This window comes from Halolamina sediminis (assembly GCF_001282785.1).
GTDB lineage: Archaea > Halobacteriota > Halobacteria > Halobacteriales > Haloferacaceae > Halolamina > Halolamina sediminis.
Genome location: NZ_CVUA01000001.1, coordinates 2,701,810 through 2,727,344, shown reverse-complemented (window position 1 = coordinate 2,727,344; position 25,535 = coordinate 2,701,810). Strand labels below are relative to the sequence as shown.

Sequence of the window (25,535 nt, the reverse complement as noted above, 5' to 3'; positions counted from 1 at the left end):
CCTCACTCGCTTCGCTCGACTCGCTCGGCCAGCGACGCGAAGGCGGCCGCCGGCTCGCTTTCCGGCGCGGCGTCGACGACCGGCGCTTCGGCCTCGATCGACCGGCTGAGCCGTGGGTCAGCCGGCACCGACGTGACGGGCGCGCCGAGTGCCGAATGCACCGTCGGCGTCGGCGGATCGTCGACGACCCTGTTCAGCACCACCGCCGACAGCGGCGCGTCGAGTTCGCGAGCCAACTCCCGAGTCCGGAGCGCGTCCGCGAGCGCGAACGGCTCCGGCGAAGCGACCACGACGGCCGCGTCGGCGACGGCCAACGGCACACCCACGTCCGCGCGGAGTCCGGCTGGGCAGTCGATCACGACGATCCCGTGGTCGCGCTCGATGGGTTCGAGCGCGTCGCCTAGCTCCGTCACGTCGGCCGCGCGGGCACCCGCGAGCGACCGGCCGCAGGGGAGGACCGTCACTGGGCCCGCCTGCATGGCCTCACGGGCGCCGGCGCGCCCGGCCAGCACGTCGTGTAGCGTGGGTCCGCAGTCGGCGGGGAGGTCCGCCATTCCGAGGTCGCCGTCGACGACGACGCCCTCCAGCGCGCCCGCGAGGTTGTACGCGACCGTCGACTTGCCGACGCCGCCCTTCCCGCTCGCGACGGCGAGGATCACGACAGCCTCCGGAGCGCGTCCGTCGGCGGCGCCGTCGCCGCCGCGCGGGCGGCCAACGCGTCCGCGGCCCGGGCGAGCGCACGGAGCTCCCGCGCGTCGGCGTCGAGGTCGGCCGCGAGCGACTCGACGCCGGCGAGGCTGCCGTTCGCGTCGAGCAGTGCGGTCGCTTCGACGACCCCGGCGGTGTTTAGCGCTTCGGCGGTCCGGATTCGCGTTCGATAAGGTGCGAGCAGCACCCCGGCTTCGTCGGGGAGTGACGCGTGTCGCGCGGAACGCCCGTCGGTGGTGTCTCGCTGATCGTCGATCGTGTCCGCGGTTCGATCGACGACCGAACGCTCCCCGCCCGTTTTGCCCCTGTCGCTCTCGCTCTCCCCGCCGAGCACTGCCCGCGGCGGTCGGTGATCGCCGAGTTCCCTGACGGCTGCCTCCGACGTGCTGTGGTCCGACTCCTCTTCGACGCGACCGACCTCGTCGATAGTCACCGGCGGCGCCGTCGTCGGTGCTGGCGAGGCGTACCCCAGCGCCACGGTTTGGTTGGCGGGGACGACTTCCGTCACACCGTCGCGGTCCCAGCCAGCCGCCGGCACTCCGTGGCGTCGCGGCGGCAGGACGGGGCCGTCGAGCCGGTTCCGGAGGCGGACTCGACGGTCGGTCGCACGCTCGTTCCTGAGGCGGACGCGGACCAGCGTCACCCCTGCGGCGGATTCCTGTGTCCAGTCGAGCTCCATCTGCGGGGGTGCCCGCCCGCTCGTTCAAAAGGTCGGGGTCAGAGCCGGATCACGGGCGCGCCGAGCGCGTCCGCGGCCGCCGAGGCGCTGTCGAACCGCCCAGTTGCGTCGAGCACGGGCGCGTGGAGGTCGGCAACTCGGGCCGCCGCCAGCGCAGCCGTCACGTCGCCGCCGTCGACTTTCAGCGGCTCCGTCGAGAGCGTCGCCTCGCCCGGGACGGCGTCCACGGCGGCCGCGAACTCGTCGGCGACCGATACGGCGAGCGCGCGTCGGGCTTCCCGCCGGCGGTTCGCGACGCGGTCCTGCAGTCGGAGCCGTCGTTCGCGAGCGTCGCGAGCCTCGCGCACCCGTCGCTGCGCGTCCTCGTGGGCCTGTTCGGCGGCGACGCGCTCGGTTTCGGCCTCGGAGAGCCGTCGGGTCGCTTCTTCGAGCGCCGCCTCGGCCTCAGCCGTGTCCGCGCCCGTCTCCCGCCGGCTCTGGAGGCGTCCACGGGCGGCGGCGACCTCCTCTCGAAGCCGTTCCACCTCGGTCCCGGCGTCGGCGAGCTGTCGGCGCGTTGAGGCGGTCGACACCGCCTCGACCGTGAGCTCGCGGAGTTCACGCTCGGCGGCCGCTAACGCTCGCTCGGTCGGTGATCGGCAGCCTCGGGCCCGCGCGGCGGCGACGAGCCGGCAGAGCGGCTTGGTTCCGTCGTCGGGAACGGCGAGCTGCTCCCACCACCGCGACGGGGCGAGACAGTCGATCGACAGCGCCGTCTCCGCGCCCTGTATCGCTGCCCGAACCGTCTCCGACGAGTACGGCTCCCCGCGGAGATCGATCGCGTGCCCCTCGCCGACGACTCGGCCGTCCTCGACGACCCGCATCAGAGCTCCCGGCCCTGCATCGCCGTTGGCTCGGGGTGATCGGTGCCGGATGCGAACTTCGGGTACGGCGTGCTCGGGTGGTCCCGTTGTTCGTACGCCGCTGCGGCCTCGCGGACCCGTTCCGGGACGGACTCGTACTCGTTCAGCGGCTCGGTGCGCTCGATCTGGACGTCGGCGCCGTGTTTCTCCCGCAAGCGGAGGGCGAGAAACGCCCCGAACTCGGTGTCCGCCAGCAGCGCTGCCCGGCCGAACTGCCGGACCGTGGCCTCCTCGTGCCCCCGACAGACGTTCCGCAGGCTCGTCCGTGCCTCGCGAGAGTACGTCGCGACCAGCAGCATTTGGTTGCTGCTGTGTTCGTAGAAAATTAAGACTTGCGCGCCCGGATATGCTCTTCGCCGCTCGCATCGACCTCGACGACCCCGTCCATCAGGCTGGTGATGATCTCGACGGTCTGATCGTCGTGCGCATCCGGATCCATGTGAAAGTGGGCGAACGCGTCGGTGTTCGCCATTCGGCCGGTGATGATGTGCAGGAACTCGTAGGCGGTCTCGAGTTCGACGTACTGCAGGAGCGCGGTCAGCGAGTCGAAACAGACGACGGTTCGGTTGTCGTTTTTTTCGTCCCAGTCGGTGAGGAACTCGGTGATACGGATGCCCAGCCCGGTCAGGTCGTTGGGGCTGTTCACCGTCTCGATGGGCGCGTTCGTCTCCGGGAGCGACGGGCCCCCGGGACCGCTGCTGCCTCCTGTCTCGGCGGCGACCGAGCGCGTCGAGTCCTCGACGCTTACGATCCCCATCTCCGCCGGCCGCTCGTCGGTGTGCTCGCGCCATCGCCGGAGCTGCTGGTCCGGGGATTTCGTGTAGGACACCCAGAGGACGTTCGTCTCGGCGGGGTCGTCGGGGTGCAGGAGCTCCGTACAGTGCCGTTCGTCGGTGAACGACGAGGTGAGGAGCAGGGTGCTGTTCGCGCCCGTCAAGCGTTCGGGTATCGTCTCGGCTGTCTGCGGTGCAGTCACGGGCGTGCCTCTCTACCTAACGTACATACGGTGGTAACATAGCCTTTTCGACTTCTCAATAGTGAGAACAGTCAGAGCGGTTCGACGTCGAACGACGAGCTTTCGGCGTCTGTGAGTTCTAATACTCGCGTTTTTGCCGTTTCCACGTCTGGCGCGACGACGACGACGCCGTCGGCGGGCGCCTCGCCGTGGGCTCGGTAGGGTCGGCGCTCCTCGGCCTCGAACTCGGTAGCGTAGCTCTGAAGCACGGACTGGACGCGCCGCTGGGTGGTCGCCAGGTCGGCCTCGCCGTTCTCGAACGCCCGCAACGCCTCCTCGACGTTGCGCAGCGCGGAGATGTGGTCCACGTCGCCCGGTGGTGGCGGCCCCGGGACCATAAGCGTCCCGAGCGGTAGTCGGCGTAACACAGTCACGGCAACACGCTCCGAGCGCCGAGCCGAAGCTCGGCGCCGGTCACGAGCGGTAGTCAGTGCAACACAGTCACGGCAACACGCTCCAAGCGCCGAGCCGAAGCTCGGCGCCGGTCACGAGCCGTGACTGGTGTCACGTCGTCCGGAGGTGGCCCTGTACGGGCTCGTACAGCTCGCCCTTCTTGCGCAGGCTCTCGATCTCCTTCTCGGCTTTGTCCTCGTCCATCCCGACCTCGCCGGCGCGGTCGAGCACTTCCTCGATCGGCGCACCCTCGTCGTACTCCTCTTCGATGTCGCCGATCAGCGCCTTCACGCTCTTGATCCGGTCGCGCTGGGACTTGCTCGTCCCCGTCTCGATCACGTCGGCGTCGAACTCGCCGGTCTCGGGATCGACGCCGATATCCTCCAGGCTGTCCCGGACGATCTCGATCACCTTGTCCGCGTCCTGCTCCTCGACGGTGTCCGAGAGCCGGACCCGCGCGGAGGCCTCAGCGAGCCGAACCAGTGCCTCCAGCTTCCGGGCGGTGACGGGGACGGGGGCGTCCTCGTCGGCGCCCTTCGAGCGCAGGTCGACGTAGAACTCCTCGATCGCGTCTTTGGCCTCGTCGGACATCGTCGGGTAGACGTTGCGCTTGGCGTAGGCGATGTACTTCCGCAGGAGCTCGGCGTCGATGTCCGGCGCCACCTCCTCGGTGACGTTCTCGACCTGCTCCTCGGTGAACTCCGAGTTGGGGTTCTCCTCGCGCTGGGTGTGGAGCTCCCCCGCGTAGTTCGTCTTGAGGATGTGCTCGGCCAGCCGGCTGTCGTGCTCGGGGTCGGGCTGGTCGGTGACGGTAAAGATCAGGTCGAACCGCGAGATCAGCGCCGGCTCGAGGTCGATCTGCTCGCCGATGGGCTCGTACTGGTCGAACCGGCCGTACTTCGGGTTCGCGGCGCCGAGTAGCGAACACCGGCTCTTGAGTGTCGCGTTGATGCCCGCCTTGGAGACGGAGATCTTCTGCTGTTCGAGCCCCTCGTGCATCGCCGAGCGGTCCCCCGAATCCATCTTGTCCAGCTCGTCGATGGCGGCGATCCCCTTGTCCGCGAGCACGAGCGCGCCGGCTTCGAGCGTCCACTGCTGGCCGTCGCCGAAGTCGTCCCTCACAGCCGCCGCAGTAAGGCCCGCAGCGGACGATCCTTTGCCTGAGGTGTAGACGGAGCGGGGGGCGACCTGTTCGACGTAGGAGATCATCTGGGAGTTGTGCGAGACGACACCGTTCGAGAGGTAGTTGTGGGTCCCTTCGACCTCCAGATCGTACACCCAGTCGTCTTCGGGCTCGACGGGCTCGATGGACTCGATACGGTCCCAGTCGATGTCCTCGACAGTCGACGGGCCCGTGGATCGCGTCCCAACTGTGGCCGTACCACCGTCGGTCAGTGCTGACTGGCCCTCTTGGACTGTTGCGACGAACTGTCCCGTCTCCAGTTCGGCTGCTCGAACCGCGCTTGGACCTCGGCCACCGGGGACGAACAGCGGATGTGACGGTGTGACTTCCAGTTCACGCCCGCTCGCAGTACTGATCCGGTAGAGCTTCTCGGGCGCCTCACGCTTCCAGACTTTCGTCGCACGCTGTTGTTCGATACGTCCGTCCGACTGCATCGACGGTACCTCGAAATCGACCTCGTCCCAGACGCCATCGTCGACGGGTTTGGGGTCGTCGAGGTTCTCCTCGACGAGTTCACGGATCGGCCGCTCGCGCCCATCAGATAGTGTCGCTTTTGTGTCACCTTTGAGGCACTTCCCGGTACCCGGATCGCCTATCAGCAGCAAGTGCAGGTCTCCGCGAATCCGCGAGCCGTCCGGCAGATGCTTCGTCACGCCGGAGAACAGCTGGAGCACCATCGCGAGCTTCTCCTCGTCGTAGCCGTAGATCGCCGGCGCGATGGAGCCGACCATCTTCTCGTAGATCTCGGGGTCGTTGGAGAGTTCGACGATCTCGGCGATGTCCTCGTCGGTGATGTCCATGTCCTCGAACTCCTCGTCCTCGATCTCGATCGTCACCCCGTCCATGTAGAGGTCGAACAGGGCGGTCTTCTCCTGGCCCTGCGTGACCTGTTCGATGTGGAGGACGCCTGTCACGGTCACGTGATCCCCCGCAGTCACGTTCCCGGTGATGTCGTCCTCGACGTCGACGTCGATGCTCTGGGGGGTCTCGCCGCCGCGCAGCCCCTCGGGGCTCTCCTGGACCCGGAGCTTCTGGGAGTCGACGAACTCCGACTGGTCGTGGTTGACCGAGAACGGGCCCTGTCGCTCACAGCCCTGACACTCGTGGGGCTCCTGAAAGCCGCCGTCGCTCTGGGGGATGTAGCTCATCGTCCCGCAGCGCTGACACTCGAAGGCGGCCTCGGTCACTTTCGGCCGCACGTCGGTCGCCTTGCGGACGATCCCCTGGACGGCGATCATCGAGCCGATGTGGTCGTCCTGCACCCGCAGATCGCGGATGTCGACGGTCTGCTCAGACGGGAGCGCGCGCAGGCGGACGTGGGCCTGCCCGAGGCTCACGTCCGCGGGCAGGTCGTACAGCCGGAGCGCCTCCTCGGCGTACTCCTGCATCTGTTCGGGCTTGGCGAGGTAGTCCTCCGCCAGATCGCGATCGAACGTGAACAGGTCGTTGTAGTCGACGTAGAGCGAGCGGCGCTCGTTGGGGTACTCCTGTGCGAGCCGCCCCACCTCCTCCCGGTAGTAGTTCCGGTAGAACTGGATGAACCGCTCCGTGAGTTCCTGGTTCCCCGTCTGAGCCATCGTACGAGATGTATTGTCCTCATGGGTTAAGACGTATCGCCTCCACCGCCCCGCCGAGGGGTCCATTTCTCCTTTTCAGCGTTGGGGTTCCGGAGAAACGCTTATCTCCCTACGGTGCGTGGTGACGACTGTCATGGCCATTAGTGCCGAAGACCTGCGGCGGAAGACCGGCTTCGAGCGCGTGCTCTCGTGGTTCGAAACCGAGGACGAGGAGATCGAAGCCGCGACCGCCTACAAGGCGCTCGAGGACGAGTACCTCTACTGATCGCGCCGCCCGGTTCGACACCGGCGACCGGTCCGATAGCCTGCTCCTTCTCACCACGTCGATACGTCCGAGCCGCGCTCTTCAATCATCTCGGCGGCGCGGTCGGCCCAGCCCGTGAAGTGGAAGCCGGCGGCGACGACCAGCGCCATCCAGACGTAGGTGGCGCCGATGCCGACGTACGCGCCCAGCGGCCCCCAGCCGAGCACGACGCCCAGCAGGAAGGTGAGCCCGAGCTGGAGGCCGAACACGCCGCTGGTGCGGGCGACGAGGGGGATGCGGGTCTCGCTCGCGCCCTGGAGCCCGCCGGAGAGCACCGAGAACACGACGAGTGCGGCGCCACAGATCCCGTACACCTGCGCGAACGCGACCGCGTAGCCGACCGTGTCGGCGTTGTTCGTGAATAGCGAGACGAACGTGTCGGCGGCGAACACCAGCCCGACGCCGACGCTGCCGACTGTGAGCAGGCCGAGCCCGGCGACCGCCCAGCCCTCGAAGCGCGCGCCGTCGGCGTCGCCCTCGCCCAGCCGCTGGCCGACGACGACGCTGGCGGCGACGTTGTACCCCCGAGAGAGCGGGCCCGTCACCTGCTGGTACATCCGGCGGCCGATCTGGAAGCCGGCGTTGACCGGCTGGCCGAAGCCGAGGAGGATCGCGTTGAACGGGAACTCCGCGGCCGTCGAGGCGAACCCCTCCGCGACCTTCGGCGCGCTGACGACGACCAGCTGTTTGGCGATGATCCAGTCCTCCGGCAGCGCGAAGTCGGCCTCCGACCAGTCGGTCCAGATCGCGAGACAGAGCATCGACGCGGTGAACACGTTCGCGGCCGCGGTCGCGAGGCCGACGCCGACGATCTTGAGTCGCGGGATGCCCAGCGGCGCGAACCCCAGCCCGAACGCGACGCTGCCGAGGATGTTCAGCGCGTTCGCGACGACGTTGACGTACATCGGCGTCCGCGTGTCGCCGGTGCCCTGCAGCGCCCGGGCGGCGATGAGCGCGACGTGGCGGGCCGGCGCGGTCGCGAAGATGATCGCGAGGTAGGTCGACCCCAGTGTCACCACGCGATCGAGGTTCTCCACGTCCTGCCCGGCGCCGAACACGCGGATCGCCGACTCGCTCAGGAAGAAGCCAAAGAGCACGAACGGGATGCCCAGCAGCGCGCCGAGCAGGATCCCCTGCGTGATCGCCTCGTCACGGTTTGCGTCGGCGGCGGCGCCGCTGTCCTGCGAGGAGAGCGCGATCGTGCCGCCGCCGAGGCCGAGCCCGATCCGGAGGGGGAGCCGGGCGTACAGATCCGCTAGCCCGATCGCGACAACGCTCGCGGGGTTGAACGTCGCGGTGACGACGATGTCGACAGTCCGCATCAGCGTCCGGAACGTCTGCTCGGCCATCACCGGCCACGCCAGCGAGAGGACCCGCTTCCACACCGCACGGATCCGGGGCCAGTCCATGCTTCGTGGCTCTCGCGGGCGGGGTTTGACGCTGACGGAAGCGGCCACTCGGAGAGGGTCACAGTCAGGCTCCAGGGCCGCCAGTCGGTGGCGTCGTCAGGAGCAAACGACGCCGCCAGTCGGTGGCGTTTTGCCCTGTGGCCCACGAACACCGTTCGTGACTGACGAGGACTGGCGCGAGCGGTTGGCCGAGGCGGGTGAGCTCACCCCCGAGGTAGCCGGCGCCATCCTCGACGCCCACGGCGATCGCGGCTCCAGAGCCATCGAGGCAGTCTCGGAGGGGCGAGTGAAGGAGTACCGCGACTTCACCGTCGTCGTCGGCCACGAAGACGAGTACGTGGTCGAGGACGGCGGCTGTACCTGCGCTGACTCGGCGTACAACATCGACGAGGACGCGGGCGAGCGCTGCTGGCACGCGCTCGCGGTCGACATCGCCGAACGCGTCGGCGCCGTCGACCACCACGACATGTGGTACTCCGAGGTCCGGGAGTTCATCTGAGCCGCCCCGCGAACCGGGAACGTGTAAACAGCCTCGGGCCATCGCGCCCGAGGCTTTTGTAGTTCCCTCAGCCGTGCACTAGCACTCCCTGTTCCGCGAGGGATCGGGATGAGGTTGGGCGGCTTACACGCCCCGACCCGGACAGACGCACCAACCGAACCTGCGGTTGGGTTTTGTGAGTCCGGTAATTCGATTCGTTACCGTCGAGTTTCGCCGTCTCGCGCCACGCGATGTTCACCGACGCGTTCCGGTCGGCGTGGTCTTGCGCCACGTCACACTCGTCGTTCGTACACCGGAACCGCCGTCCCTGCCGATACCCACGCTCGCCACAGCACGAACACGTCTTCGAGTTGTAGTAAGCGTCCACCGTATCCGTCGGAATCTCCCGCCACGTCGCCTTGTACGATACAAATCTCTCGAACTTGTGGAACGGGAGTTTGTGCAATCGGCGGTTCATATATGACCCGTACTTGATTTCGTCGCGGATACCGGTCATATCTTCGAACACGATAACCGGATTCGAGAACTGTTCTGCGAACTCCACGACAGCACGGGAGATTCGATGCAACACCCACTCGGTGAATCGCTCTTCCTTGTCACCGTGTTTCCGGTGGATACTCGTCTTGCCGTGTTCCTGACAGCGAGTGGTTATCGTGTGGTAGCGTTGGCGTTCCTGTTTGACTCGTCCATAGTCGAGGACGAGCGTGCCCTTCGTCCGAATCGACTCACGGTCAAGGGCAGTGAGAGCGATGTTACGCTCGTTGATGTCCACGCCGACCACAGTATCGGCGGTATCAGGTTGGGGCACGTCGAACTCGCGTGTGATCGTGACGTGTAGGTAGTACACGCCATCGCGGTACAGGAGTTCGGCCTGCCCCACATCCGCCTCATCCGACGTGATAGCGTCTCGAAGCACGCCCATTGCGTCAGGTTCGCCGCGCAGGTGGCCTTTCACCTTCTTGTATGGTTTCGGGCTGATGCGGACTTGGACGCGGTCTGTGTCGTCGTCCACGGTGAGGCGGTAGCCTTCCGTGTGCGCCATCACAAGCGGGTACGCACCAGATTTATCCGTACTCGGCGGCGTCGGCTTGCCGCCATCAGGGTCGTCTTCATTCTCCCACCACTCTTTGAGTGATTGGTAGGAGTCCCACGTTTGGAGGGCTTTGCCGACGACCGCGCACTTGTTGTTTCGCAAGAGTTCGTCGCGATCAACCTCCCGCTGTATCTCGGTGCGATTGTCTCCTTGTTGTTTGAGTCGGATGCTGTCGTTGAAGATCTCGCGTGAGGCGAGCCGGGCATCGTGAAGCCACGATCGTTCACCAGACGCTACGTGAAGGCGCGTCTGAATCGTCTTTGTGGCTTCCTCACCCATACTTTGATAATTGTCTCTTACTATCATAAATGTAGGGATTAGGGAGTAGAGGAGTACCGCATTCATGCGTATTCTGTTAGTTCCTGCAAGTTTTACTTCGTCTAGTGCCCCAACTACCCTAACCCTGTACTCGACGTAGTGGAAGACGATCTGCTAGAGTTGTTTGGTGAGGCTGCTGACCACTTTGGGCACGAGATTCTGGCGTTGGAGATTGCGGACAATCACGTACACCTGTTCGTGCAAACGGACCCAAAGCACAGCCCGGCGGACATCGCCCGGCAGTTCAAGTCGTACTCTGCCAAGCACTTGCTGGGGTGTATCCCGAGATTCGGGAGTCGTATTTGTGGGGTGGAGGATTCTGGAAGGTCGGATACGATGTGGGAACGACGGGTGCGGTGTCGGAAGAAGTGGTTGGACGGTATATCGAGGAGACAGAGCACTAAGCCGGACGTCGGGCTTCGGTGGGTCGGAGAACTCGCCCTCGAAACCGTTTAGAGCGTCGGCTTGCTACGCTCCTGTATGCCGGACTGTCCGTTAGCCGACGACTGCCCCAGCTTCTCCGAGCGGATCGAGGGCATGGGCTGTCAGCACTACGGCGACAGGGGGGGTGCCGAGTGGTGCAACCATTACGACATGCCCATCGACGATCTCAAAGAGCAGCCCGTGAAGCCGGGGGAGGAGGTCGTCGTCGACGTGACGGACATCCACGAGAGCGGCGCCGGTGTCGGCCGAACCGAGGACGGGTTCATCATCCTGATCGACGGCCTGCTGCCCGACTGCCGGGCACGGGTCCGCATCGACCGGGTGAAATCCAGCCACGCCACGGCGAAGAAAGTCCTCGAGAAGATGCCACTCGACGAGGAGGCGGAGGACGCCGACGGCGACGAGCTGGACGGGGAGGGGGTCGAACCCGACGACGAGGACGGTCGCCCCGACCGCACCGACCGCGAACGGCTCGGCTCCCGGGACAACTTCTGGGGCGGCGACGGCGCCTGAGACGAGCAGCCGACCCGCAACCACTGTTTAGTTGCTGCGACGGGAACCTCTTGGTGATGCCCGAGGAACAACTCTTCAAGACCGAGGAGGTCCACTCACGTGCAGAGATCGCCGACGTGCTCGCGACGGCTGCCGAACAGCTCGAGGACGGGACCGTCGCCCTCGAGGGAGCGACCGAGACACGGGCGGTCGACGTCCCGGAGAACCCCCGGCTCGAGGTCGAACTCGAACGCCTCACCGACTCCGAGACCGGCGAGCAGCGATACGAGCTCGAGTACGAGATCCGGTGGACGGAGTAGTTCGCCACGAACTGTAGCTTTTTCAGCGGCCGGCGCTCACGAACGCCCATGACCGACGGTGACGCGCCGGGCGAGGATGCCGACGGCGGGAGCGACGTTCCGACCGCCGCGGAGCTACTCGGGCAGGCGGGGTTCGAGGCCGACGGCAACGTCCTCACGCGCCGACAGGCCGAGGTGCTCGCGCTCCGGGAGCACGGCCTGCGGCAGGCCGACATCGCCGACCGGCTCGGCACCTCGCGGGCGAACGTCTCGAGCGTCGAGGCCAGCGCCCGGGCGAACGTCGAGAAAGCCCGCGAAACCGTCTCCTTCGCCGACGCGCTCTCGGCGCCGGTCCGCGTCCGCGTCGAGGACGGGACCGACCTCTACGACGTCCCGGATCTGGTGTACGAGGCCTGCGACGACGCGGGGGTGAAGGTGGGGTACGCGGCGCCCGAACTGATGAAGGTCGTCAGCGACGCCGCCGGCGACGCCGTCCACGGCCGGGAGGTACGCGCGGAACTGCTCGTGGGCGTCACGAGCGACGGACAGGTCCGCGTACGCCGGGCGTACGAGGAGTAGCTTCTCGCCGCGGTTTCGATCGTTAGAACGCCCCCCGTTCGTCGAGCAGCGAAACGAGCTCCCGAACGCGCCCGGCCTTGTCTTTCGGCACGACCAACACGCGGTCGTCGTAGGCCACGACCGCGAGCCCCGAGACGCCGACCAGCGAGACGTGTTTGTCGTCGCTGACGACGACGTTGTCCGCGGCGTCGACGGTCGCGTGGTCGCCGATCGCGACGTTGCCGTCGCCGTCGGGGTCGAGCACGCGGTCGAGCGCGTCCCACGTCCCCAGATCGTCCCACGCGAACGCGGCGTCGACGACGGCGACGTTCTCGGCGCCCTCGAACACCGCATAGTCCACGGAGACTGGGTCGACAGCCTCGAAGCCGCCCTCGGGGTCGCCGTCCGCGAGTGCCGACACCAGCGGCGCCAGTGCCGACTCCGCCGCGGCGTCGAGAAAGCGCTCGGGCGTCCACGCGAACATGCCGCTGTTCCAGCGGTAGCCCGCCGCGACGTACTCCCGGGCGGTCTCGGCGTCGGGCTTCTCGTGGAACTGCTCGACCTCGTGGAACGCGACGCCGTCGGCCGTCTCCCCGGCGCCGGGCTCGACGTAGCCGTAGCCGGTCTCGGGGCGCTCGGGCGTGACGCCGAACGTGACGAGCCGGCCGCTTTCGGCGGCGACGCGGGCGCCGGCGGTCATCGTCTGCCGGAACGCCCCGTCGTCGCCGACGTAGTGGTCGCTGGGGAGCGCGACGATCACGAGTCGCTCGTCGTCGCTCCCGTACTGCTCCCGGATCCGGTGGGTGGCGTACGTCAGCGCCGGCCCCGTGTCCTTCCCGTCGGGCTCGACCAGCACCTCGGCGTCGGGCGCGTGGTCGTCAATCTCGTCGGCGAAGCGCGGGCGGGTCGCGACGACGATTTCCTCGGCGAATCCGGCGCGGTCGACGGTCCGGGCGAGCAGCGACCGCTCGCCGCCGATGGGGAGGAACTGTTTCGGGCGGTCCTCGCGGCTCGCGGGGTAGAGTCGGGAGCCGATCCCGCCCGCGAGGACGAGTGCGACGGTTTTCACAGGTGTCGGTTACCGCCGAGCGTGTTCAACCCTCGGGGTTCGGCGGGGCGGCTGTCGAGGCTACCACGTCTCGACGATCCCCTCGCGGACGTCCTCCGCACAGCCCCGGCAGTCGGGGTGGTCGGCGTCGAAACAGGCCGGCCGCCCCTCGCCGTCGACGATCACCGCGCGGCGGTCGGCGTGACGCCGGCAGACGATCTTCGCCCGCCCCTCGTCGTCGCTCGCCAGGTCGAACTCCCCCGGCGCCTTCCCCTCGTGGTAGGCCTCGCGGGCCTCCTCGAACTGCTCGCCTGCGCGCCGGAGTTTGGTCCGGATGAACCGTTCGAGGCGCTCGTCCATGGCCGAAACTCGGGGCCCGTGCGCAAAGAGCCGTCGGCGCGCCGACGGGACCGTACTCGCCGTCGAGGGGTGTTCGAAACGGGCCGTTCGCCGGCCCCAACCGACGATTCTACTTCCACCCCGGCGACGGAAGTTTAAATACTATTAGGCACCAAGCCCGGTACGCCTCCCGACGAAACACAGGCGGAGGCAGGCAACCATGAGCGAGTTAGAGAGTCACGCAGCGGAGATCGCCGAACAGTTCTCGGACCACTTGGATATCGAACAGGAGGACGTCGAGGAGCGCCTCGAGACCCTCGTGAACGAGTACCGCGTCCCCCTCGACGAGGCGCGGCGCAGCGTCGAGAGCCAGTACCTCGACGAGGCCGACCTCGAACGGGACGAACTCGGCAGCGCCGACAGCGAGCTCACCCAACTGGGCGAGATCGACGAGGACGAACAGTGGATCGACCTTCGCGTGAAGGTCGCCGACCTCTGGGAGCCCGGCCACGAGTCCATCGCGCAGGTGGGGCTGCTGGGCGACGAGAGCGGGACGAAGAAGTTCGTCGCGTTCGACACCTCCGACCTCCCCGAACTGGCGGAGGGGACGAGCTACGCGCTCTCGAACGTCGTCACCGACGAGTACGAGGGCAACTACTCGGTCAAGCTCAACAAGACCACCACGATCACCGAGCTCGACGAGGAGATCGAAGTCGGCGACGACGCCGTCACTGTCGAGGGCGCGTTAGTCGACGTGCAGTCCGGCTCGGGGCTGATCAAGCGCTGCCCCGAGGACGACTGTACGCGCGTGCTCCAGAACGGTCGCTGTTCGGAGCACGGACAGGTCGACGGCGAGTTCGACCTCCGGATCAAGGCCGTCCTCGACGACGGGCAGGAGGTCCACGAGGTCATCTTCGACAAGGAGACGACCGAGGAACTGACCGGGATCGACCTCGAAGAAGCGAAGCAGATGGCCACCGACGCTCTCGACACCACCGTGGTCGTCGAGGAGATGCAGGGCGACCTGCTGGGCCACTACTTCGAGGTGTCCGGCCCCGTGTTCGGGCGCTACGTGCTCGTCGACGAGTTCGAGCGCCTCGACGGGCCGGTCGATCCCGAGAGCGCGCTGATCAAAGCGAGGTCGATCTAGATGTCCAACAACGCCCCCATGCGCGAAGTCGCCCGCCGCGCCTTCGCCACCGAGTTCAACGACGCCAGCCACACGTTCAAGGAGTCCGACGACGAGCGCGCCCCGGCCTACCAGCTGCTCCCGACGGGGGAGAAGGCCAACCGCGTGTTCTTCGTCGGCACCCTGACCGAGAAGGAGGACATCGGCGAGGACAACGAGTACTGGCGCGGTCGCATCGTCGACCCGACGGGCACGTTCTTCGTGTACGCCGGCCAGTACCAGCCCGAAGCCGCCTCCACGCTGCGTGACCTCGAACCGCCCGCCTACGTCGCCGTCGTCGGCAAGCCGCGAACGTACGAGACCGACGACGGGTCGGTGAACGTCTCGGTCCGCCCCGAGTCGATCACCGTCGTCGACGCCGCGACCCGGGACCGCTGGGTCGTCGAGACCGCCGAACGCACGGTCGAACGCGTCGCCGCTTTCGAGGACGAAGGGAACGAGTACGCCCGGATGGCCGCGGACCGCTACGACGCCGACCCCGACCGCTACCGCGAAGCAGCCGTCGAGGCGCTCCGTGGGATGGACGAGGGCGAGGCCGACGAGCAGGCCGAACCGACGCCGTAGTTCGGCCCCGACCGACCCGGACCCACTTTTCGCTGTTCGACCGAGGCGCTAAGTAGCAGCGCGCGGGAGACGACGAGTATGATCAACCCACACTCCCGACCGCTCGCCGACCAGCGACGCCGAGGAGGGCGATGCGCGTAGCCGTCGTCGGCGGCGGCGCCGTCGGCGTCACTGCGGCCCACGATCTCGCGGACGGCGGCGCCGACGTGCGCCTCTACGAGCGTGACTCAGAACTGGGCGACGACCGAACGTCCCCCCGATATCAGATCGAGGGGAGCTCCCACCGCGCGGCGGGCGTGCTCGCGCCCCGCCCCACGGACGCGATCGGCGCCGAGATCGCCAGCCGCGCGATGGATCGCTTCGAGTGGCTGGCCGACCGCGACCACCGTTTCTCGGTCGAACCCACGCCGCATGTCACCGTCGTCGCCGAGGACGCGCCGGAGAAGCAGTCGGCGCTCCGCGAGACGGTCGCGGCTGCCCGCGAGCACGGCGTCGACGTGGCGTGTCACGACCCCGAGTCGATCGCGGACCGCTTCCCCGAACTCGACCTCGCGGGCGTCGGGCTCGCGGCCGTGACCGAGCGCGCGGCGTACGCGACGCCCGGCCCGGGGGCGTACGTCGCAGCCATGGGCGATCGCGCGCGTGAGGCCGGCGTGGACTGCTGGACCGGCGTCGACGCGGACGTCTCCCACCGCGGCGACGGCCCCAGAGTCGACGGCGAGCGCTTCGACGCGGTCGTCGTCGCGGCCGGCGGCTGGACCAAGCGCGTGCTGGCGCCGACGGGAATCCGGCTCCCGCTCAAACCCTACCGCGTGCAGGCGCTCGTCTCCGGCGCCGATTACGACGGTCCGATGGTCCACGACGCCGGCGCCGGGGTGTACTTCCGACCCCACCCCGCGGGGCTGCTGGCGGGCGACGGGACCGTCCCCGAGGAGTGCGATCCGGACCGTTGGGAGCCCGCGGGCGACGACTGGTTCGTCGACGGCGCACTCGACGCGGTCGCGAACCGGACCGGATTCGACGCCGATGCTGACGCAGCGTGGGCGGGGCTCGCGACTGCGACGCCCGACGGCGAGCCGCTGCTGGGCGAGGTGGAGTCGGGGCTCTACGTCGCGACGGGCTGGCACGGCCACGGGTTCCTCCGGGCGCCGGCGACGGGCGAGGCGCTGGCCGAACAGGTGCTCGGGGAGCGTGACGCGATCCCGGCGTACGACCCCGGGCGGTTCGACGGGCCCCCCGAGTTCGCCGTCGAAGAAGGGATGTCGCTCTGAGCTACTCGTCGGTCTCGGCCGACTCGGGAGTCTCGTCGCCCTCTTGCTCGTCGTCCTCGCCCGTTTCCTCCTCGGCGAGGGGCACGTCCGTCGAGTCGGCCTCCTTGGGGATGCGGACTTCGAGCGTTCCGTTCTCCGTCAGCGTCGCGTCGGCGCCCCCGGCGTCGACGACGGCGTCCGGTGGGAGACTCGCGCGCCCGGAGAGCGCCAGCCCGCGGCCGGGGAACCGCGTCTCGAACCCCTCGTGGAACGCGCGGAAGCGGTCGGCCCGCACCTGCACCTCGCCGTCGACGAAGCGCACCTGCACGTCGGTCGGCTCGACGCCCGGCGCGTCGAACACGACGAGGTAGGCGTCCTCGCTCTCCAGCAGGTCGTAGGAGAGCGGCTTGCGCTCCTGGACGCGGCTCACGCCCCGCCCGACCCGCTCCAGCACCGCGTCGACGGCCGAGCCGCCGATCTCGCCGAGTTTCGTCATAGCTCTATCTCCTCCAGACAGTCGGTCCCGCCGCAGAGCGGGCAAGAGAGGTCCGTGACGGAGTGGTCGTCGGCGATGTCGTACGTGTAGTGGTTCTCGAACATGTCCAACTCGCAGTCGTCGCTCGTGCACTTGACCTCCTTCGTGGCGGGCATCGTACTCTACGATTGGGGCGCCGCGGGCTTAAACGGGGCGGGCACCGGCCCCCCAAAGCCGAAGCCGCTGCCCGCCGAAAGAAGCGTATGGCCAAACCGCGGCTGGTGTACGACGACGACTGCGGGTTCTGTACGTGGTGTGCGGCCGTCGGTCAGCGGCTCGGCGACGTGACGGCGGTCGGGTTCGCGTCGCTCTCGCCCGACCAGAAAGCCCGACTCCCGGATGGCTGGCGCGACTCGGCCCACCTGCTGACCGACGATGCGGTGTACTCCGGCGGCGCCGCGGTTCAGGGTGTGCTGGTCCGGATGAGCGTCGTCTTCGTCGCGCTGTTCTGGCTGCTGGAGAAGGTTCCGGGGTACGACCGCCTGCGGGAGCGACTCTACCGCTGGGGCGCCGACCACCGGGACTGGTGGGGGAAGATCGTCAGCCGCGACGCGCTATAGCTCGTCGCGGACGTCCGCCAGCACGCTCCGGCAGGTCGCCCGATCGCGTAACGGCGCGCCGGCGAGGTACTCCGAGAGCAGCTCCCGGACGAGCAACAGCCCCTCACGGTCGAGCCGCAGCGGCTCGTCGTCCTCCAGCGCGTCGAGCAGTTCGAGGGCGGCTTCGTCGTCCGTGTCCGTCTCGCGGTCGAGCGGCGCGGGCGAGGAGCCGGCGTCGCCGGTCGGCTCGCCGGCGCGCCGGTCGAGGTAGTCCAGGAGGGCGGCGTGGAGTACCCACTGTTCCTCGTCGCCGAGATCGAGGCGGGCACCGTCGTCGTGTCTCGGATCGGCCATCGGCCTTGTCGGTGCTCTGTCGTCCAGACGGGTATAGTTACGCATCGGTTCGACGAGGTTTTTCGTTTCGTCGCACTCGGCACCACCCGCGGACGACCTTCCCGCGACGGAACTACTTTTACACTCAATTACGTACGGTTACGTATGCCCGTCGACTTCGAGAGCTACTACCCCACGGACCTCCCCGACGAGGGGACCAACGGCCGTGACATCCTGGAGTTCCTCGCAGCGAACCCGGAGACGGGGTACCGGCCGAGCGAACTCGCCGCGGAACTGGGGATCCCCCGCGGAAGCGTCGGGACGACGCTCTCGCGACTCCACGACCGCGGTCTCGTCCGACACAAGGGAGAGTACTGGGCGATCAACCCCGAGGCGTACGACGCGAGAACGGCGAGCCTCGTCGGACTCGCGACCGTCGCCGAGCAGTTCGAGGGCGACTACTACGACGAGAACCCCGACTGGGACGCCGATCTGCCCGATATCGACGACGCCGGCGGGGACGAGCAGTGACGCATCCTCGCGGAACCGTCGTCGTCGCGACCGACCCCTTCGGGCAGACGCCCCGGCGACCGTATCTGGTCCTCAGTGACGACGACCACCCTTTCGCTGGCGAGCAGTACATTGCGCTCGGAATCTCCACGAAGGAGTACGACGAGAGCTTCCCGATCGAGGGGTCGTTCGAGCGCGGCGAACTCTCCCGGCCGTCGTTCGTTTCCCCGTGGGCCGCGGTCCCGCTTTCGGCGACCAACGTTGACCGGTCCGTTGCCCGCCTCACACCGTCGTTCACAGACGAGTGTTCCGACCGCCTCGTCGAGTACGTGTAGCTCTACGCCAACGGGAACCGACCACGTTTACTCGAAGGCCGGAATCCCCATCGCTGACTGTGATTCCGGCAGTAACTCGAACGACTACTCGAACGCCGGAATCCCCGTGAGATCCTCGCCGAGGATCAGGGTGTGGATATCGTGGGTGCCCTCGTACGTGTACACCGTCTCCATGTTCGCCATGTGCCGCATCGGCGAGTGGTCGGCCGTGATCCCGTTGCCGCCGAGTATCTCTCGGGCGATCGGCGCCTGCTCGCGGGCCATCCGGACGTTGTTGCGCTTAGCCATCGAGACGTGCTGAGGCCGCAGGTCGCCACGCTCTTTCAGCTCCGCGAGGCGGTAGGCCAGCAGCTGTGCCGTGGTGATCTGGGTCGCCATCTCTGCGAGCTTCCCCTGCTGGAGCTGGAACCGCCCGATCGGGCCGCCGAACTGCTCGCGGTCGGTCGCGTACTGCCGCGCGGTCTCGAAGCAGTCCCGCGCGGCGCCGACGGCGCCCCACGCAATGCCGTACCGCGCCTGCGTCAGACAGGACAGCGGCCCCTTCATCCCCTCGACGCCCGGCAGCACGGCGTCCTCGGGGACGCGCACGTCCTGTAAGCTGATCTCGCCGGTGATCGACGCCCGCAGCGACAGCTTCTCGTCGATCTTGTTGGTTGTCACGCCGTCGAGATCCGTCTCGACGAGGAACCCACGGACGGGATTTCCGTCGGCGGAGCGGTCCTTGGCCCAGACGACCGCCACGTCGGCGATCGGGGAGTTGGTGATCCACGTCTTCGCCCCGTTGAGCACGTACTCCCCGCCGTCTTTCACCGCGTGGGTCTCCATCGCGCTGGGGTTCGAGCCGTGTTCGGGCTCGGTGAGGCCGAAGCAGCCGACCGCTTCGCCGGCGCCGAGGTCGGGCAGCCAGCGCTCCTTCTGTTCTTCGCTGCCGAACGCGTGGATGGGGTACATCACCAGCGCGCCCTGGACGGAGGCCATCGAGCGGAGCCCGGAGTCACACGCCTCCAACTCCTGCATCAGCAGGCCGTACGCCGTCTCGGAGACGTTTGGCGAGCCGTACCCCTCGAGGTTGGGCGCGTAGAAGCCGAGCTCGCCCATCTCCTCGATCAGGTCGGTCGGGAACGTGCCGTCGAGCCAGTGCTGGCCGATGTCGTCGCGCACCTCCTCCTCGACGAAGCGGCGCGCGGTGTCCCGGATCAGCCGCTCCTCCTCGTCGAGGTCGCCCTCCAGTCCGACGTAGTCGAGCATGGTCGAAGTCGGGCGGGCGTCGGCAAAAGCAGTTCGCTATCCGGGGACCCGGGGCTACGCGCTGGCTTCGGCGTCGACGTCCGCCTTCGCGACGCGCTCGGCGTACCGCGCGAAGTTCTCGAACAGCCGCTTGGCCTCACACGCCGCCTCGTAGTTCGCGGGCGTGATCTCCTCGAGCACGCTGTCGACGCGCTCGTCGCCGATCTGGTCGCGCTTCCCCTCGGTTACCTCCCGAGCGGTCGCGGCGTCGTACTCGGGGTGGAACTGGACGCCCCAGGCGTGGCCCGCGCGGAACGCGTGGACCCCGTACTCGTTCTCCGCGAGCAGTTCGGCCTCGGCGGGGAGGTCCACGACGGCGTCGCCGTGGGTGGTGAACGCCGTGAACGCGTCGCCGAGCCCCCCGAGCAGCTCGTCGTCGTCGGCCTCGGGGCGGCGCTCGATCTCGTTGTAGCCGATCTCGAAATCGTCCATCCCGGCGACGCGGCCACCCAGCGCCTCGGCGAGCACCTGGTGGCCGTAACAGACACCGAGGATCGGCACGCCGTGCTCGTGGGCCTCGGCAACCCAGTCGATCAGCGGCGGGATCCACGCCTCGTCCCAGTACACCGAGGACCGCGAACCCGTGACGACGACGCCGTCGAACGTGTGATCCGCGGGAAGTTCGCCCGCGGTCACGTCGAACTCCGCGAGATCCGCGGGGAGCTCCCGCCGGAAGTTCCGCCGGGTGTTCTCGCCCTCGTGGGCGGCGTTCAACAGCGCGAAGCGGAGCCTGCTCATACGTACTCGTGAGCGGTGCCGCGGAAAGACGCTTTCGGGGGTGTGTGACTCAGGCCTCGCCGTCCTCGGAGATCAGCCGCCACTGCTCGCCGTCGCGTTCGAGGTAGCCGCGGTGGACCATCTCCGACAGCACCTCCTCCAGCCGGTCGGGCTGGGCGATCTCCATCTCGATCCGGTCGATCCCGTGGTGCTCGGCGAGCAGCCCGCGGATCGCCGCCTCGTCGAACGCCTCGTCGCCGTCCTCCTGGGCCATCGCGCCGGAGATCAGGTCGACCATGTCCTCGATGAAGTTCCAGGGGTAGACCATCCACGTCCACTCCGAGAGGTGCTCGCCGACGTAGTCGGGCTCGAACTCGGAGGTGCCCAGCAGCTGGAGCGTCGCGGTCCGCACCGTCCCCGGGTTCCGGTCGCGGACGTACTCGTCGGCGCGCTCGATCGAGCCGCCGGTGTCGGCGATGTCGTCGATGATCAGCACGTCCTTCCCCTCGACGCTCCCCTCCGGCATCGGGTAGCGAACCTCCGCGCTGTCGGATTTCTCGGCGGTCCCGACGTAGTGTTCCATCTTCAGGCTCGCGAGGTCGTCGAGCCCGAGGAAGTCACAGAGACTTCGCCCCGCGAACCAGCCCCCGCGGGCCAGCGCGACGACGATGTCGGGCTCGAACTCGTCGTCGCGGACTTCCTCGGCCACGTCGCGGCAGAGCCCGTAGATGTACTCCCAGTCGGTGATCGTGCAGTCGAAGTCCTCGGGGAGGTCGCTCATCGGTCCGTACGTCGGACGGCCGGCAGTTAAGGGTTCAGAACCCCGAACGGGCCGACCCCCACACCCCGACCCATCCCTTTTTGCGTCACCGAGGGAACAGGCAAACGGATGCTGGAGTTGGAACACGGCTTCCGGGTCGCCGACGTGCACACCCGACTCGACCCGGACGAGGAGGCCGTCGCGGTCCGCGGCCGGCAGGTGTCCCCCGAGCGGTTAGAGCGGGAGATGCACCAGGCCGGCGTCGAGCGCGCGGCGGCCTCGCCCGGCCGCACGCCCGCCGGCGAGGGGTACCTCCGGGCGAACAACGCGGTCGCGCGGCTGAGCGTCGATCGCCCGCTGCTGGCGTTCGCCCGCCTCGGTGGCCCGCGGAGCGTCCACCGCGTGGTCGGCCCGCTGGTCAACCCCATCGTGCGGCCGAAGTCACACCACACTACCGCCGGCGACGTGGAGCAGTACGCCTACGACGACCGCTACCACGGGTTCACGCTCGACCCCGCTCACGACGGCCTCCCCACCGAGGCGGTCGTCGACGAGCTCGCCGCCGTCGGCGATCCCGTGCTCGTCCACGCGGGCGAGAACTGCCCGCCCCGCGCCGTCGCCGACACGCTGCTCGGCCGCGGCTTCCCGGTCGTGCTCACCTCCTTCGGCGGCTACCCGCTGGCGGAGGCGCTGATGCGGTCGGCGCTGGATCTGCTCGAGACGTACGACGAGCTCTACCTCGACACCGCGTACGTCCCCGATCGCGACATCTTGGAGCGGGGGCTGCTCGAACACCCCGACCGGATCCTGTTCGGCAGCGGCGCACCCTCGGTCCACCCCAACGTCGGCGTCATGACCGTCCTCACGCTGGACGTCTCCGAGGACGCGATGCGCCGCGCGTTCACCAAGAACCCCGCGCGGGTGGTGCCGGGCCTGTTGCCGGACCTCTGAACGCTACCTGCGATCGTACGTCGCGACCGCCCGCTCCCGCTCGACGGAGAGCCCGCGGGGGTTGCGCCTGTCGCTCCGATCCCGGGCCCGAGCGACCAGCCCGTCGGCGCTCCCGCGGGCGATCCCGGAGATCACGTCCCGACCGCTCCCGAACCACGAAGAGGGGCTCCCCTCGCCGCCGAGCACGGCGCGGGCGGCCGCGGCGGCGTCGCTGGCGGCGTGTGCGAGCGTCCGCCGCGCAACGGTCGGCCGCGGCCCGTAGTTCTTCGTCAGTCGGTAGCTGAGCGATCGGTACTTCCAGTTCCGCTGCTCCTCGTCCGGGCCGTGTGGTCCCGGCCCGTCGCCGGCGTCGTCGTCGTTCCCCGTCGCGGCCATCCCGTCGCGCCACGTCACCTCGTACCCCGTGCCGGCGAGGCGGTGGGCGGCGTCGCGCGCGCCGCCGGTCCGGAGGTACTCGTCGAACCCGTCCAGCGTCTCCCGGAGCGTCGAGGCGCGGAACGCGACGTTGTCGCCGGCGAAGTACGTCACGTCCCGGCCGGCGATCGTCCGGCGCTCGGGCCCGTCGGGGGCGTCGTCGCCGCGGCTGGTCGGCCCGGTGACGACGCTCGCGGCCGCAAGCCCGTCCCGAATCGCGTCGATCCACCCCGCCGCGACCTGCAGATCGAACCCCAGCAGCGCGATCGCGTCGCCGCTGGCGGCGGCGATGCCGGCGTTGCGAGCGACGTTGATACAGCGGTCGGCCACCTCGACGAGCACCTCCACGTCGTCGCGTTCCCGCACCATCCCGGTGGTGCCGTCGGCGGAGGGGCCGTTGACGACGACCACCTCCGCGCCGGGCGCACGCGCGGCCAACGAGTCGAGGCTGGCCGCGAGGCGGTCCCGACCGTTGAGCGTCGGGACCACGACCGAGAGTTCCATGCTCCACCCTCATCCGGGCGAGCCTTAAAACGTGGTCGGCCGAGACCGGGCGAACGCTTACGTCGGCCCCGCGCCACCGCCGGAACGTGATTCCTGACTCCCACGTCGACATCTTCGAGTCCGAGTCGTTCGCCCACTTCTCGACGGTCGGCCCCGACGGCGTCCCGCATACGACGCCGGTCTGGGTCGATCACGAGGACCGGGAGTACGTGCTGATCAACACCGCTCGCGGCCGCCGGAAGGAGAAGAACGTCCGGCACAACCCCAAGGTCGGGGTCTCTGTCTGTGATCCGGAGGATCCCTACCGCTACGTCGCGGTCCGGGGGGAGGCCGAGCTCACCGAGGAGGGGGCGAAGGAGCATATCGACGAGCTCGCACAGCGCTACTTCGACGTGGAGGAGTACCCACACCACGGCGAGGAGTCCGGCCCGCGCGTGCTGATCAAGATCCCGACCGAGCGGATCATGACCTCCGGGTAGCCCCGTTGGTTCTTTCCGCTCGCCCCGCCAACGCCGACCATGGTCTCCCGCGAGAACACGGTCATCGCCGCCTGCATCGCCCTCGCGATCGCGTCGCTGTACGTCGCGAACACGCTCACGACGCTGCAACAGTGGCAGTCAGCGGGGCTGATCCTCGGCGTCGGCGTCCTCCTCCCGACGCTCGTAAACGAGTTTTTCGACGGACGGGAGCGCAACGAGTAGTCGGGCCACTCGCCGTTGACACCGAAACGTTGTTGCTGTGACGGGTCGTTCCCGGTGCCATGTCCGAGCCCTCCGACACGGACTGGCGATACGGCGTCTACCTCTTCCCGCTGCCCCCGCTTCTCTCGCTCCTCGCCGCCGGAGGGATAGGGGGGTTCGTCTCCCTCACGTCGTCGGGGTCGTTCTCCGACGCCGACGCGCTGATCGCGCTCGGCGCGTTCCTCTTGACCGTCGTCGCCTCGTGGCTCGCGATCCTCTTCGCGCTCGCCGTCGCCGTCTCGTCGGTCATGGACGCGCGCGCGCTCGCCGAGCGGGGGTCGTGGTCGCCGAACCAGTACGCCCTCGGCGCGGTCGGCCTCTGCCACCTCGCCGCGACCCAGCTCCTCCCGCTGAGCCTGCTTTCGACCTCGCTGTTGGCCGCCTACGTCTACCGGCGCCGCCAGCACGTCCCGTGATCGGCCCGCCGTCGCCCCCGCTCGCGGTCCGCCAAGCAGTACGGTTTTAGTGTTCGGCACGTGACTCCCGATAGCGTGAAGGGAAAGGAGTGGTACCAGGCCGACGACGTCGCCGAGGAGTACGACGCAAAGCGGTTCTCCCGTGGCGGCCGCCTGATCGATCGCCGGGAGAAGCAGGCGGTCCTCGACGCGGTCGGCCCCGTCGAGGACCGGGACGTGCTCGAGATCGCCTGCGGCACCGGCCGCTTTACGGTGATGCTGGCCGAACGCGGCGCGGACATCGTCGGGCTGGACATCTCGGACGCGATGCTGGCCCAAGGTCGGGAGAAGGCCCGACAGGCCGGCGTCGACGACCGCGTGGAGTTCATGCGCGGCGACGCCGCGCGGCTCCCCTTCCCCGACGACCATTTCGACGCGGTGGTCGCGATGCGCTTTTTCCACCTCGCGCCCACCCCCCGGAAGTTCATGGCGGAGATGGCCCGCGTCTCGAAGGAACAGGTGTTCTTCGACACGTTCAACGACTTCAGCACGCGGGTGCTGTACAACCGACTGCTCCCGATGGGCTCACACCTCTACGGCCGTGACGAGGTCCACGACCTGCTGGACTCCGCGGACCTCGAACTCGCCGACGCCGAACACGACTTCGTGCTGCCCTACGGCTTCTACCGGAAGATCCCCGACGCGATGGCGGGGCAGTTCCGGAAGCTCGACACCGCGATCGGAAGCTCGTCGCTGGGCGAGACGCTCTGTTCGGTCACCTGGTGGAACGCCGAGGTGTAGCTACTCCTCGATTATCTCGCCGACCGCGAAGTTCGACTTCACCTCGGTCACCTCGATCTTCACCCGTTCGCCCACGTCGGCGCCGGGGACGATGATCACGTAGCCACGCTCGACCCGCGCGATCCCGTCGCCCTGCTTGCCGATGTCCTCGACCTCGACGTAGCGGACCTCGCCTTTCTCGACGGGCGGCTGGGGTTCGCCCTCGCCCGTCGCCGTGTCCGTCGAGGTGGTGGTCGTGCCGCCGTCGCTCGCGCCGCCCTCGCCGTCGATCAGGGCGACGCGGTAGGTGTCGCCGGCTGAGAGCGAGCCGCGCTCGATCTCACGTTTGGGCACTTCGACGACGTACCGTTCGCCTTCCTCACGCACCGTCGCACTGAACAGACAGAGGAGTTCGTCGGAGATTTCCATAGCTGAGACTCGGCTACCACCAGTCCCCCCTGCGTAATATGTG

The 25,535-nt window shown here is 68.3% G+C and carries 35 protein-coding genes and 1 pseudogene; 17 read left to right on the top strand and 19 right to left on the bottom strand.

Translation table 11 applies throughout. From position 1 onward, the window contains the following. Positions 1-2 precede the first annotated feature (2 nt). The 7 genes from BN1959_RS13685 to BN1959_RS13655 form a co-directional block, all read right to left on the bottom strand. Positions 3-659, bottom strand: a complete 657-nt coding sequence (locus BN1959_RS13685; RefSeq protein WP_053949177.1) for a P-loop NTPase — start codon at positions 657-659, stop codon at positions 3-5. Continuing rightward, positions 656-1,387: a DUF7857 domain-containing protein gene (locus BN1959_RS13680; RefSeq protein ID WP_053949176.1), complete on the bottom strand. Its 732-nt coding sequence runs from the start codon at positions 1,385-1,387 to the stop codon at positions 656-658. The genes BN1959_RS13685 and BN1959_RS13680 overlap by 4 nt, the downstream gene beginning before the upstream one ends. 38 nt (positions 1,388-1,425) lie before the next feature. Then, positions 1,426-2,250 carry a DUF7856 family protein gene (locus tag BN1959_RS13675; protein ID WP_053949175.1) on the bottom strand — a complete coding sequence of 275 codons (825 nt, stop codon included), beginning with the start codon at positions 2,248-2,250 and terminating at the stop codon, positions 1,426-1,428. Next, positions 2,250-2,588, bottom strand: coding sequence for a DUF7855 family protein (locus BN1959_RS13670; RefSeq protein ID WP_053949174.1), 339 nt, complete (start codon positions 2,586-2,588; stop codon positions 2,250-2,252). Before BN1959_RS13670 ends, BN1959_RS13675 begins: the two co-directional genes overlap by 1 nt. 26 nt (positions 2,589-2,614) lie before the next feature. Next, on the bottom strand, positions 2,615-3,265 hold the full coding sequence (locus BN1959_RS13665; protein ID WP_053949173.1) for a DUF7504 family protein: 651 nt from the start codon (positions 3,263-3,265) through the stop codon (positions 2,615-2,617). 71 nt (positions 3,266-3,336) lie between these two features. After that, on the bottom strand, positions 3,337-3,612 hold the full coding sequence (locus tag BN1959_RS13660) for a DUF7854 family protein (protein WP_053949172.1): 276 nt from the start codon (positions 3,610-3,612) through the stop codon (positions 3,337-3,339). A gap of 196 nt (positions 3,613-3,808) precedes the next feature. Then, on the bottom strand, positions 3,809-6,457 hold the full coding sequence (locus BN1959_RS13655; RefSeq protein ID WP_053949171.1) for a hint domain-containing protein: 2,649 nt from the start codon (positions 6,455-6,457) through the stop codon (positions 3,809-3,811). A gap of 133 nt (positions 6,458-6,590) precedes the next feature. Between BN1959_RS13655 and BN1959_RS15385 the strand changes: the two genes are divergently transcribed. Then, a complete protein-coding gene (locus tag BN1959_RS15385) occupies positions 6,591-6,722 on the top strand; it encodes a hypothetical protein (protein WP_272913568.1) in 132 nt (43 codons plus the stop codon). A 50-nt stretch (positions 6,723-6,772) separates the two neighbouring features. Here the strand turns inward: BN1959_RS15385 and BN1959_RS13650 are convergent, their stop codons facing one another. After that, positions 6,773-8,170, bottom strand: coding sequence for an MATE family efflux transporter (locus BN1959_RS13650; RefSeq protein WP_053949170.1), 1,398 nt, complete (start codon positions 8,168-8,170; stop codon positions 6,773-6,775). 157 nt (positions 8,171-8,327) lie between these two features. Between BN1959_RS13650 and BN1959_RS13645 the strand changes: the two genes are divergently transcribed. After that, a complete protein-coding gene (locus tag BN1959_RS13645) occupies positions 8,328-8,669 on the top strand; it encodes a hypothetical protein (RefSeq protein WP_053949169.1) in 342 nt (113 codons plus the stop codon). Positions 8,670-8,736: 67 nt separating this feature from the next. Here the strand turns inward: BN1959_RS13645 and BN1959_RS13640 are convergent, their stop codons facing one another. Continuing rightward, positions 8,737-10,041, bottom strand: a complete 1,305-nt coding sequence (locus BN1959_RS13640; RefSeq protein WP_053949168.1) for an RNA-guided endonuclease TnpB family protein — start codon at positions 10,039-10,041, stop codon at positions 8,737-8,739. 60 nt (positions 10,042-10,101) lie between these two features. Between BN1959_RS13640 and tnpA the strand changes: the two are divergent. From tnpA to BN1959_RS13620, 4 genes and pseudogenes are all read left to right on the top strand, one after another. After that, positions 10,102-10,484: pseudogene (tnpA, locus tag BN1959_RS13635) on the top strand (IS200/IS605 family transposase). 76 nt (positions 10,485-10,560) lie between these two features. Continuing rightward, positions 10,561-11,037 (top strand): TRAM domain-containing protein, encoded by a 477-nt coding sequence (locus BN1959_RS13630; RefSeq protein ID WP_053949167.1) that lies wholly within the window; start codon positions 10,561-10,563, stop codon positions 11,035-11,037. A 56-nt stretch (positions 11,038-11,093) separates the two neighbouring features. Then, positions 11,094-11,336 (top strand): amphi-Trp domain-containing protein, encoded by a 243-nt coding sequence (locus BN1959_RS13625; RefSeq protein ID WP_053949166.1) that lies wholly within the window; start codon positions 11,094-11,096, stop codon positions 11,334-11,336. 48 nt (positions 11,337-11,384) lie between these two features. Beyond that, positions 11,385-11,894, top strand: a complete 510-nt coding sequence (locus BN1959_RS13620) for a Tfx family DNA-binding protein (protein ID WP_053949165.1) — start codon at positions 11,385-11,387, stop codon at positions 11,892-11,894. Positions 11,895-11,916: 22 nt separating this feature from the next. Here BN1959_RS13620 and BN1959_RS13615 read toward each other — a convergent pair whose 3' ends face one another. After that, positions 11,917-12,942, bottom strand: coding sequence for a mannose-1-phosphate guanylyltransferase (locus BN1959_RS13615; protein WP_053949164.1), 1,026 nt, complete (start codon positions 12,940-12,942; stop codon positions 11,917-11,919). Positions 12,943-13,002: 60 nt separating this feature from the next. Next, positions 13,003-13,281 carry a DUF7091 family protein gene (locus BN1959_RS13610; RefSeq protein ID WP_053949163.1) on the bottom strand — a complete coding sequence of 93 codons (279 nt, stop codon included), beginning with the start codon at positions 13,279-13,281 and terminating at the stop codon, positions 13,003-13,005. Between the two features lie 199 nt (positions 13,282-13,480). Here BN1959_RS13610 and BN1959_RS13605 point away from each other — a divergent pair, with 199 nt between their 5' ends. From BN1959_RS13605 to BN1959_RS13595, 3 genes are all read left to right on the top strand, one after another. Further along, the gene (locus BN1959_RS13605) at positions 13,481-14,410 is read left to right on the top strand and encodes a replication factor A (protein ID WP_053949162.1); all 930 of its coding nucleotides are present in this window, start codon (positions 13,481-13,483) and stop codon (positions 14,408-14,410) included. Further along, positions 14,411-15,013, top strand: coding sequence for an RPA family protein (locus BN1959_RS13600; RefSeq protein ID WP_053949161.1), 603 nt, complete (start codon positions 14,411-14,413; stop codon positions 15,011-15,013). 131 nt (positions 15,014-15,144) lie between these two features. Continuing rightward, positions 15,145-16,284: an NAD(P)/FAD-dependent oxidoreductase gene (locus tag BN1959_RS13595; protein WP_053949160.1), complete on the top strand. Its 1,140-nt coding sequence runs from the start codon at positions 15,145-15,147 to the stop codon at positions 16,282-16,284. Between the two features lies 1 nt (position 16,285). Here BN1959_RS13595 and BN1959_RS13590 read toward each other — a convergent pair whose 3' ends face one another. Both BN1959_RS13590 and BN1959_RS15160 read right to left on the bottom strand, forming a co-directional pair. Then, the gene (locus BN1959_RS13590) at positions 16,286-16,759 is read right to left on the bottom strand and encodes an Hsp20/alpha crystallin family protein (RefSeq protein ID WP_053949159.1); all 474 of its coding nucleotides are present in this window, start codon (positions 16,757-16,759) and stop codon (positions 16,286-16,288) included. Beyond that, on the bottom strand, positions 16,756-16,914 hold the full coding sequence (locus BN1959_RS15160; RefSeq protein ID WP_202594694.1) for a DUF7559 family protein: 159 nt from the start codon (positions 16,912-16,914) through the stop codon (positions 16,756-16,758). The genes BN1959_RS13590 and BN1959_RS15160 overlap by 4 nt, the downstream gene beginning before the upstream one ends. An 87-nt stretch (positions 16,915-17,001) precedes the next feature. Here BN1959_RS15160 and BN1959_RS13585 point away from each other — a divergent pair, with 87 nt between their 5' ends. Next, a complete protein-coding gene (locus BN1959_RS13585; RefSeq protein WP_053949158.1) occupies positions 17,002-17,358 on the top strand; it encodes a DCC1-like thiol-disulfide oxidoreductase family protein in 357 nt (118 codons plus the stop codon). Here BN1959_RS13585 and BN1959_RS13580 read toward each other — a convergent pair. Next, entirely contained in the window at positions 17,353-17,691 is a 339-nt protein-coding gene (locus tag BN1959_RS13580) for a DUF7853 family protein (RefSeq protein WP_053949157.1), read from the bottom strand. The two genes, BN1959_RS13585 and BN1959_RS13580, sit on opposite strands and share 6 nt — an antisense overlap. A gap of 144 nt (positions 17,692-17,835) precedes the next feature. Between BN1959_RS13580 and BN1959_RS13575 the strand changes: the two genes are divergently transcribed. Both BN1959_RS13575 and BN1959_RS13570 read left to right on the top strand, forming a co-directional pair. Then, positions 17,836-18,201 carry a MarR family transcriptional regulator gene (locus BN1959_RS13575; protein ID WP_053949156.1) on the top strand — a complete coding sequence of 122 codons (366 nt, stop codon included), beginning with the start codon at positions 17,836-17,838 and terminating at the stop codon, positions 18,199-18,201. Further along, the gene (locus BN1959_RS13570) at positions 18,198-18,515 is read left to right on the top strand and encodes a hypothetical protein (protein WP_053949155.1); all 318 of its coding nucleotides are present in this window, start codon (positions 18,198-18,200) and stop codon (positions 18,513-18,515) included. Before BN1959_RS13575 ends, BN1959_RS13570 begins: the two co-directional genes overlap by 4 nt. 84 nt (positions 18,516-18,599) lie before the next feature. Here BN1959_RS13570 and BN1959_RS13565 read toward each other — a convergent pair whose 3' ends face one another. From BN1959_RS13565 to BN1959_RS13555, 3 genes are read right to left on the bottom strand one after another with little or no spacing between them, the layout of a single operon-like run. Beyond that, positions 18,600-19,763, bottom strand: a complete 1,164-nt coding sequence (locus BN1959_RS13565; protein ID WP_053949154.1) for an acyl-CoA dehydrogenase family protein — start codon at positions 19,761-19,763, stop codon at positions 18,600-18,602. Positions 19,764-19,817: 54 nt separating this feature from the next. Further along, positions 19,818-20,540 carry a type 1 glutamine amidotransferase gene (locus BN1959_RS13560; protein ID WP_053949153.1) on the bottom strand — a complete coding sequence of 241 codons (723 nt, stop codon included), beginning with the start codon at positions 20,538-20,540 and terminating at the stop codon, positions 19,818-19,820. A gap of 49 nt (positions 20,541-20,589) precedes the next feature. Continuing rightward, positions 20,590-21,300 (bottom strand): phosphoribosyltransferase, encoded by a 711-nt coding sequence (locus BN1959_RS13555; protein ID WP_053949152.1) that lies wholly within the window; start codon positions 21,298-21,300, stop codon positions 20,590-20,592. A 108-nt stretch (positions 21,301-21,408) separates the two neighbouring features. Between BN1959_RS13555 and BN1959_RS13550 the strand changes: the two genes are divergently transcribed. After that, a complete protein-coding gene (locus tag BN1959_RS13550) occupies positions 21,409-22,230 on the top strand; it encodes an amidohydrolase (RefSeq protein ID WP_053949151.1) in 822 nt (273 codons plus the stop codon). 3 nt (positions 22,231-22,233) lie between these two features. On the opposite strand, the gene BN1959_RS13545 is transcribed toward BN1959_RS13550, so the two are convergent. After that, entirely contained in the window at positions 22,234-23,148 is a 915-nt protein-coding gene (locus BN1959_RS13545) for a glycosyltransferase family 2 protein (RefSeq protein WP_053949150.1), read from the bottom strand. Between the two features lie 86 nt (positions 23,149-23,234). On the opposite strand from BN1959_RS13545, the gene BN1959_RS13540 reads away from it, so the two are divergent. The 4 genes from BN1959_RS13540 to BN1959_RS13525 all read left to right on the top strand — a co-directional run bounded on the left by BN1959_RS13540 (position 23,235) and on the right by BN1959_RS13525 (position 25,084). Next, positions 23,235-23,627 carry a PPOX class F420-dependent oxidoreductase gene (locus BN1959_RS13540; RefSeq protein ID WP_053949149.1) on the top strand — a complete coding sequence of 131 codons (393 nt, stop codon included), beginning with the start codon at positions 23,235-23,237 and terminating at the stop codon, positions 23,625-23,627. Positions 23,628-23,666: 39 nt separating this feature from the next. Further along, positions 23,667-23,849, top strand: a complete 183-nt coding sequence (locus tag BN1959_RS13535) for a hypothetical protein (protein ID WP_053949148.1) — start codon at positions 23,667-23,669, stop codon at positions 23,847-23,849. Between the two features lie 59 nt (positions 23,850-23,908). After that, positions 23,909-24,304 carry a hypothetical protein gene (locus BN1959_RS13530; protein ID WP_053949147.1) on the top strand — a complete coding sequence of 132 codons (396 nt, stop codon included), beginning with the start codon at positions 23,909-23,911 and terminating at the stop codon, positions 24,302-24,304. Between the two features lie 75 nt (positions 24,305-24,379). Continuing rightward, positions 24,380-25,084, top strand: a complete 705-nt coding sequence (locus BN1959_RS13525) for a class I SAM-dependent methyltransferase (RefSeq protein WP_053949146.1) — start codon at positions 24,380-24,382, stop codon at positions 25,082-25,084. On the opposite strand, the gene BN1959_RS13520 is transcribed toward BN1959_RS13525, so the two are convergent. Further along, positions 25,085-25,492: a TRAM domain-containing protein gene (locus BN1959_RS13520; protein ID WP_053949145.1), complete on the bottom strand. Its 408-nt coding sequence runs from the start codon at positions 25,490-25,492 to the stop codon at positions 25,085-25,087. It abuts the gene before it with no gap. Positions 25,493-25,535: the final 43 nt, after the last annotated feature.

Coding starts and splice junctions, on each gene's coding strand:
- BN1959_RS13560 (WP_053949153.1), bottom strand. CDS start 20,540: ATGAGCAGGCTCCGCTTCGCGCTGTTGAACGCCGCCCACGAGGGCGAG.
- BN1959_RS13600 (WP_053949161.1), top strand. CDS start 14,411: ATGTCCAACAACGCCCCCATGCGCGAAGTCGCCCGCCGCGCCTTCGCC.
- BN1959_RS13555 (WP_053949152.1), bottom strand. CDS start 21,300: ATGAGCGACCTCCCCGAGGACTTCGACTGCACGATCACCGACTGGGAG.
- BN1959_RS15385 (WP_272913568.1), top strand. CDS start 6,591: ATGGCCATTAGTGCCGAAGACCTGCGGCGGAAGACCGGCTTCGAGCGC.
- BN1959_RS15160 (WP_202594694.1), bottom strand. CDS start 16,914: ATGCCCGCCACGAAGGAGGTCAAGTGCACGAGCGACGACTGCGAGTTG.
- BN1959_RS13650 (WP_053949170.1), bottom strand. CDS start 8,170: ATGGACTGGCCCCGGATCCGTGCGGTGTGGAAGCGGGTCCTCTCGCTG.
- BN1959_RS13585 (WP_053949158.1), top strand. CDS start 17,002: ATGGCCAAACCGCGGCTGGTGTACGACGACGACTGCGGGTTCTGTACG.
- BN1959_RS13535 (WP_053949148.1), top strand. CDS start 23,667: ATGGTCTCCCGCGAGAACACGGTCATCGCCGCCTGCATCGCCCTCGCG.
- BN1959_RS13565 (WP_053949154.1), bottom strand. CDS start 19,763: ATGCTCGACTACGTCGGACTGGAGGGCGACCTCGACGAGGAGGAGCGG.
- BN1959_RS13595 (WP_053949160.1), top strand. CDS start 15,145: ATGCGCGTAGCCGTCGTCGGCGGCGGCGCCGTCGGCGTCACTGCGGCC.
- BN1959_RS13590 (WP_053949159.1), bottom strand. CDS start 16,759: ATGACGAAACTCGGCGAGATCGGCGGCTCGGCCGTCGACGCGGTGCTG.
- BN1959_RS13580 (WP_053949157.1), bottom strand. CDS start 17,691: ATGGCCGATCCGAGACACGACGACGGTGCCCGCCTCGATCTCGGCGAC.
- BN1959_RS13640 (WP_053949168.1), bottom strand. CDS start 10,041: ATGGGTGAGGAAGCCACAAAGACGATTCAGACGCGCCTTCACGTAGCG.
- BN1959_RS13575 (WP_053949156.1), top strand. CDS start 17,836: ATGCCCGTCGACTTCGAGAGCTACTACCCCACGGACCTCCCCGACGAG.
- BN1959_RS13620 (WP_053949165.1), top strand. CDS start 11,385: ATGACCGACGGTGACGCGCCGGGCGAGGATGCCGACGGCGGGAGCGAC.
- BN1959_RS13550 (WP_053949151.1), top strand. CDS start 21,409: ATGCTGGAGTTGGAACACGGCTTCCGGGTCGCCGACGTGCACACCCGA.
- BN1959_RS13610 (WP_053949163.1), bottom strand. CDS start 13,281: ATGGACGAGCGCCTCGAACGGTTCATCCGGACCAAACTCCGGCGCGCA.
- BN1959_RS13655 (WP_053949171.1), bottom strand. CDS start 6,457: ATGGCTCAGACGGGGAACCAGGAACTCACGGAGCGGTTCATCCAGTTC.
- BN1959_RS13675 (WP_053949175.1), bottom strand. CDS start 2,250: ATGCGGGTCGTCGAGGACGGCCGAGTCGTCGGCGAGGGGCACGCGATC.
- BN1959_RS13630 (WP_053949167.1), top strand. CDS start 10,561: ATGCCGGACTGTCCGTTAGCCGACGACTGCCCCAGCTTCTCCGAGCGG.
- BN1959_RS13530 (WP_053949147.1), top strand. CDS start 23,909: ATGTCCGAGCCCTCCGACACGGACTGGCGATACGGCGTCTACCTCTTC.
- BN1959_RS13520 (WP_053949145.1), bottom strand. CDS start 25,492: ATGGAAATCTCCGACGAACTCCTCTGTCTGTTCAGTGCGACGGTGCGT.
- BN1959_RS13545 (WP_053949150.1), bottom strand. CDS start 23,148: ATGGAACTCTCGGTCGTGGTCCCGACGCTCAACGGTCGGGACCGCCTC.
- BN1959_RS13625 (WP_053949166.1), top strand. CDS start 11,094: ATGCCCGAGGAACAACTCTTCAAGACCGAGGAGGTCCACTCACGTGCA.
- BN1959_RS13670 (WP_053949174.1), bottom strand. CDS start 2,588: ATGCTGCTGGTCGCGACGTACTCTCGCGAGGCACGGACGAGCCTGCGG.
- BN1959_RS13605 (WP_053949162.1), top strand. CDS start 13,481: ATGAGCGAGTTAGAGAGTCACGCAGCGGAGATCGCCGAACAGTTCTCG.
- BN1959_RS13680 (WP_053949176.1), bottom strand. CDS start 1,387: ATGGAGCTCGACTGGACACAGGAATCCGCCGCAGGGGTGACGCTGGTC.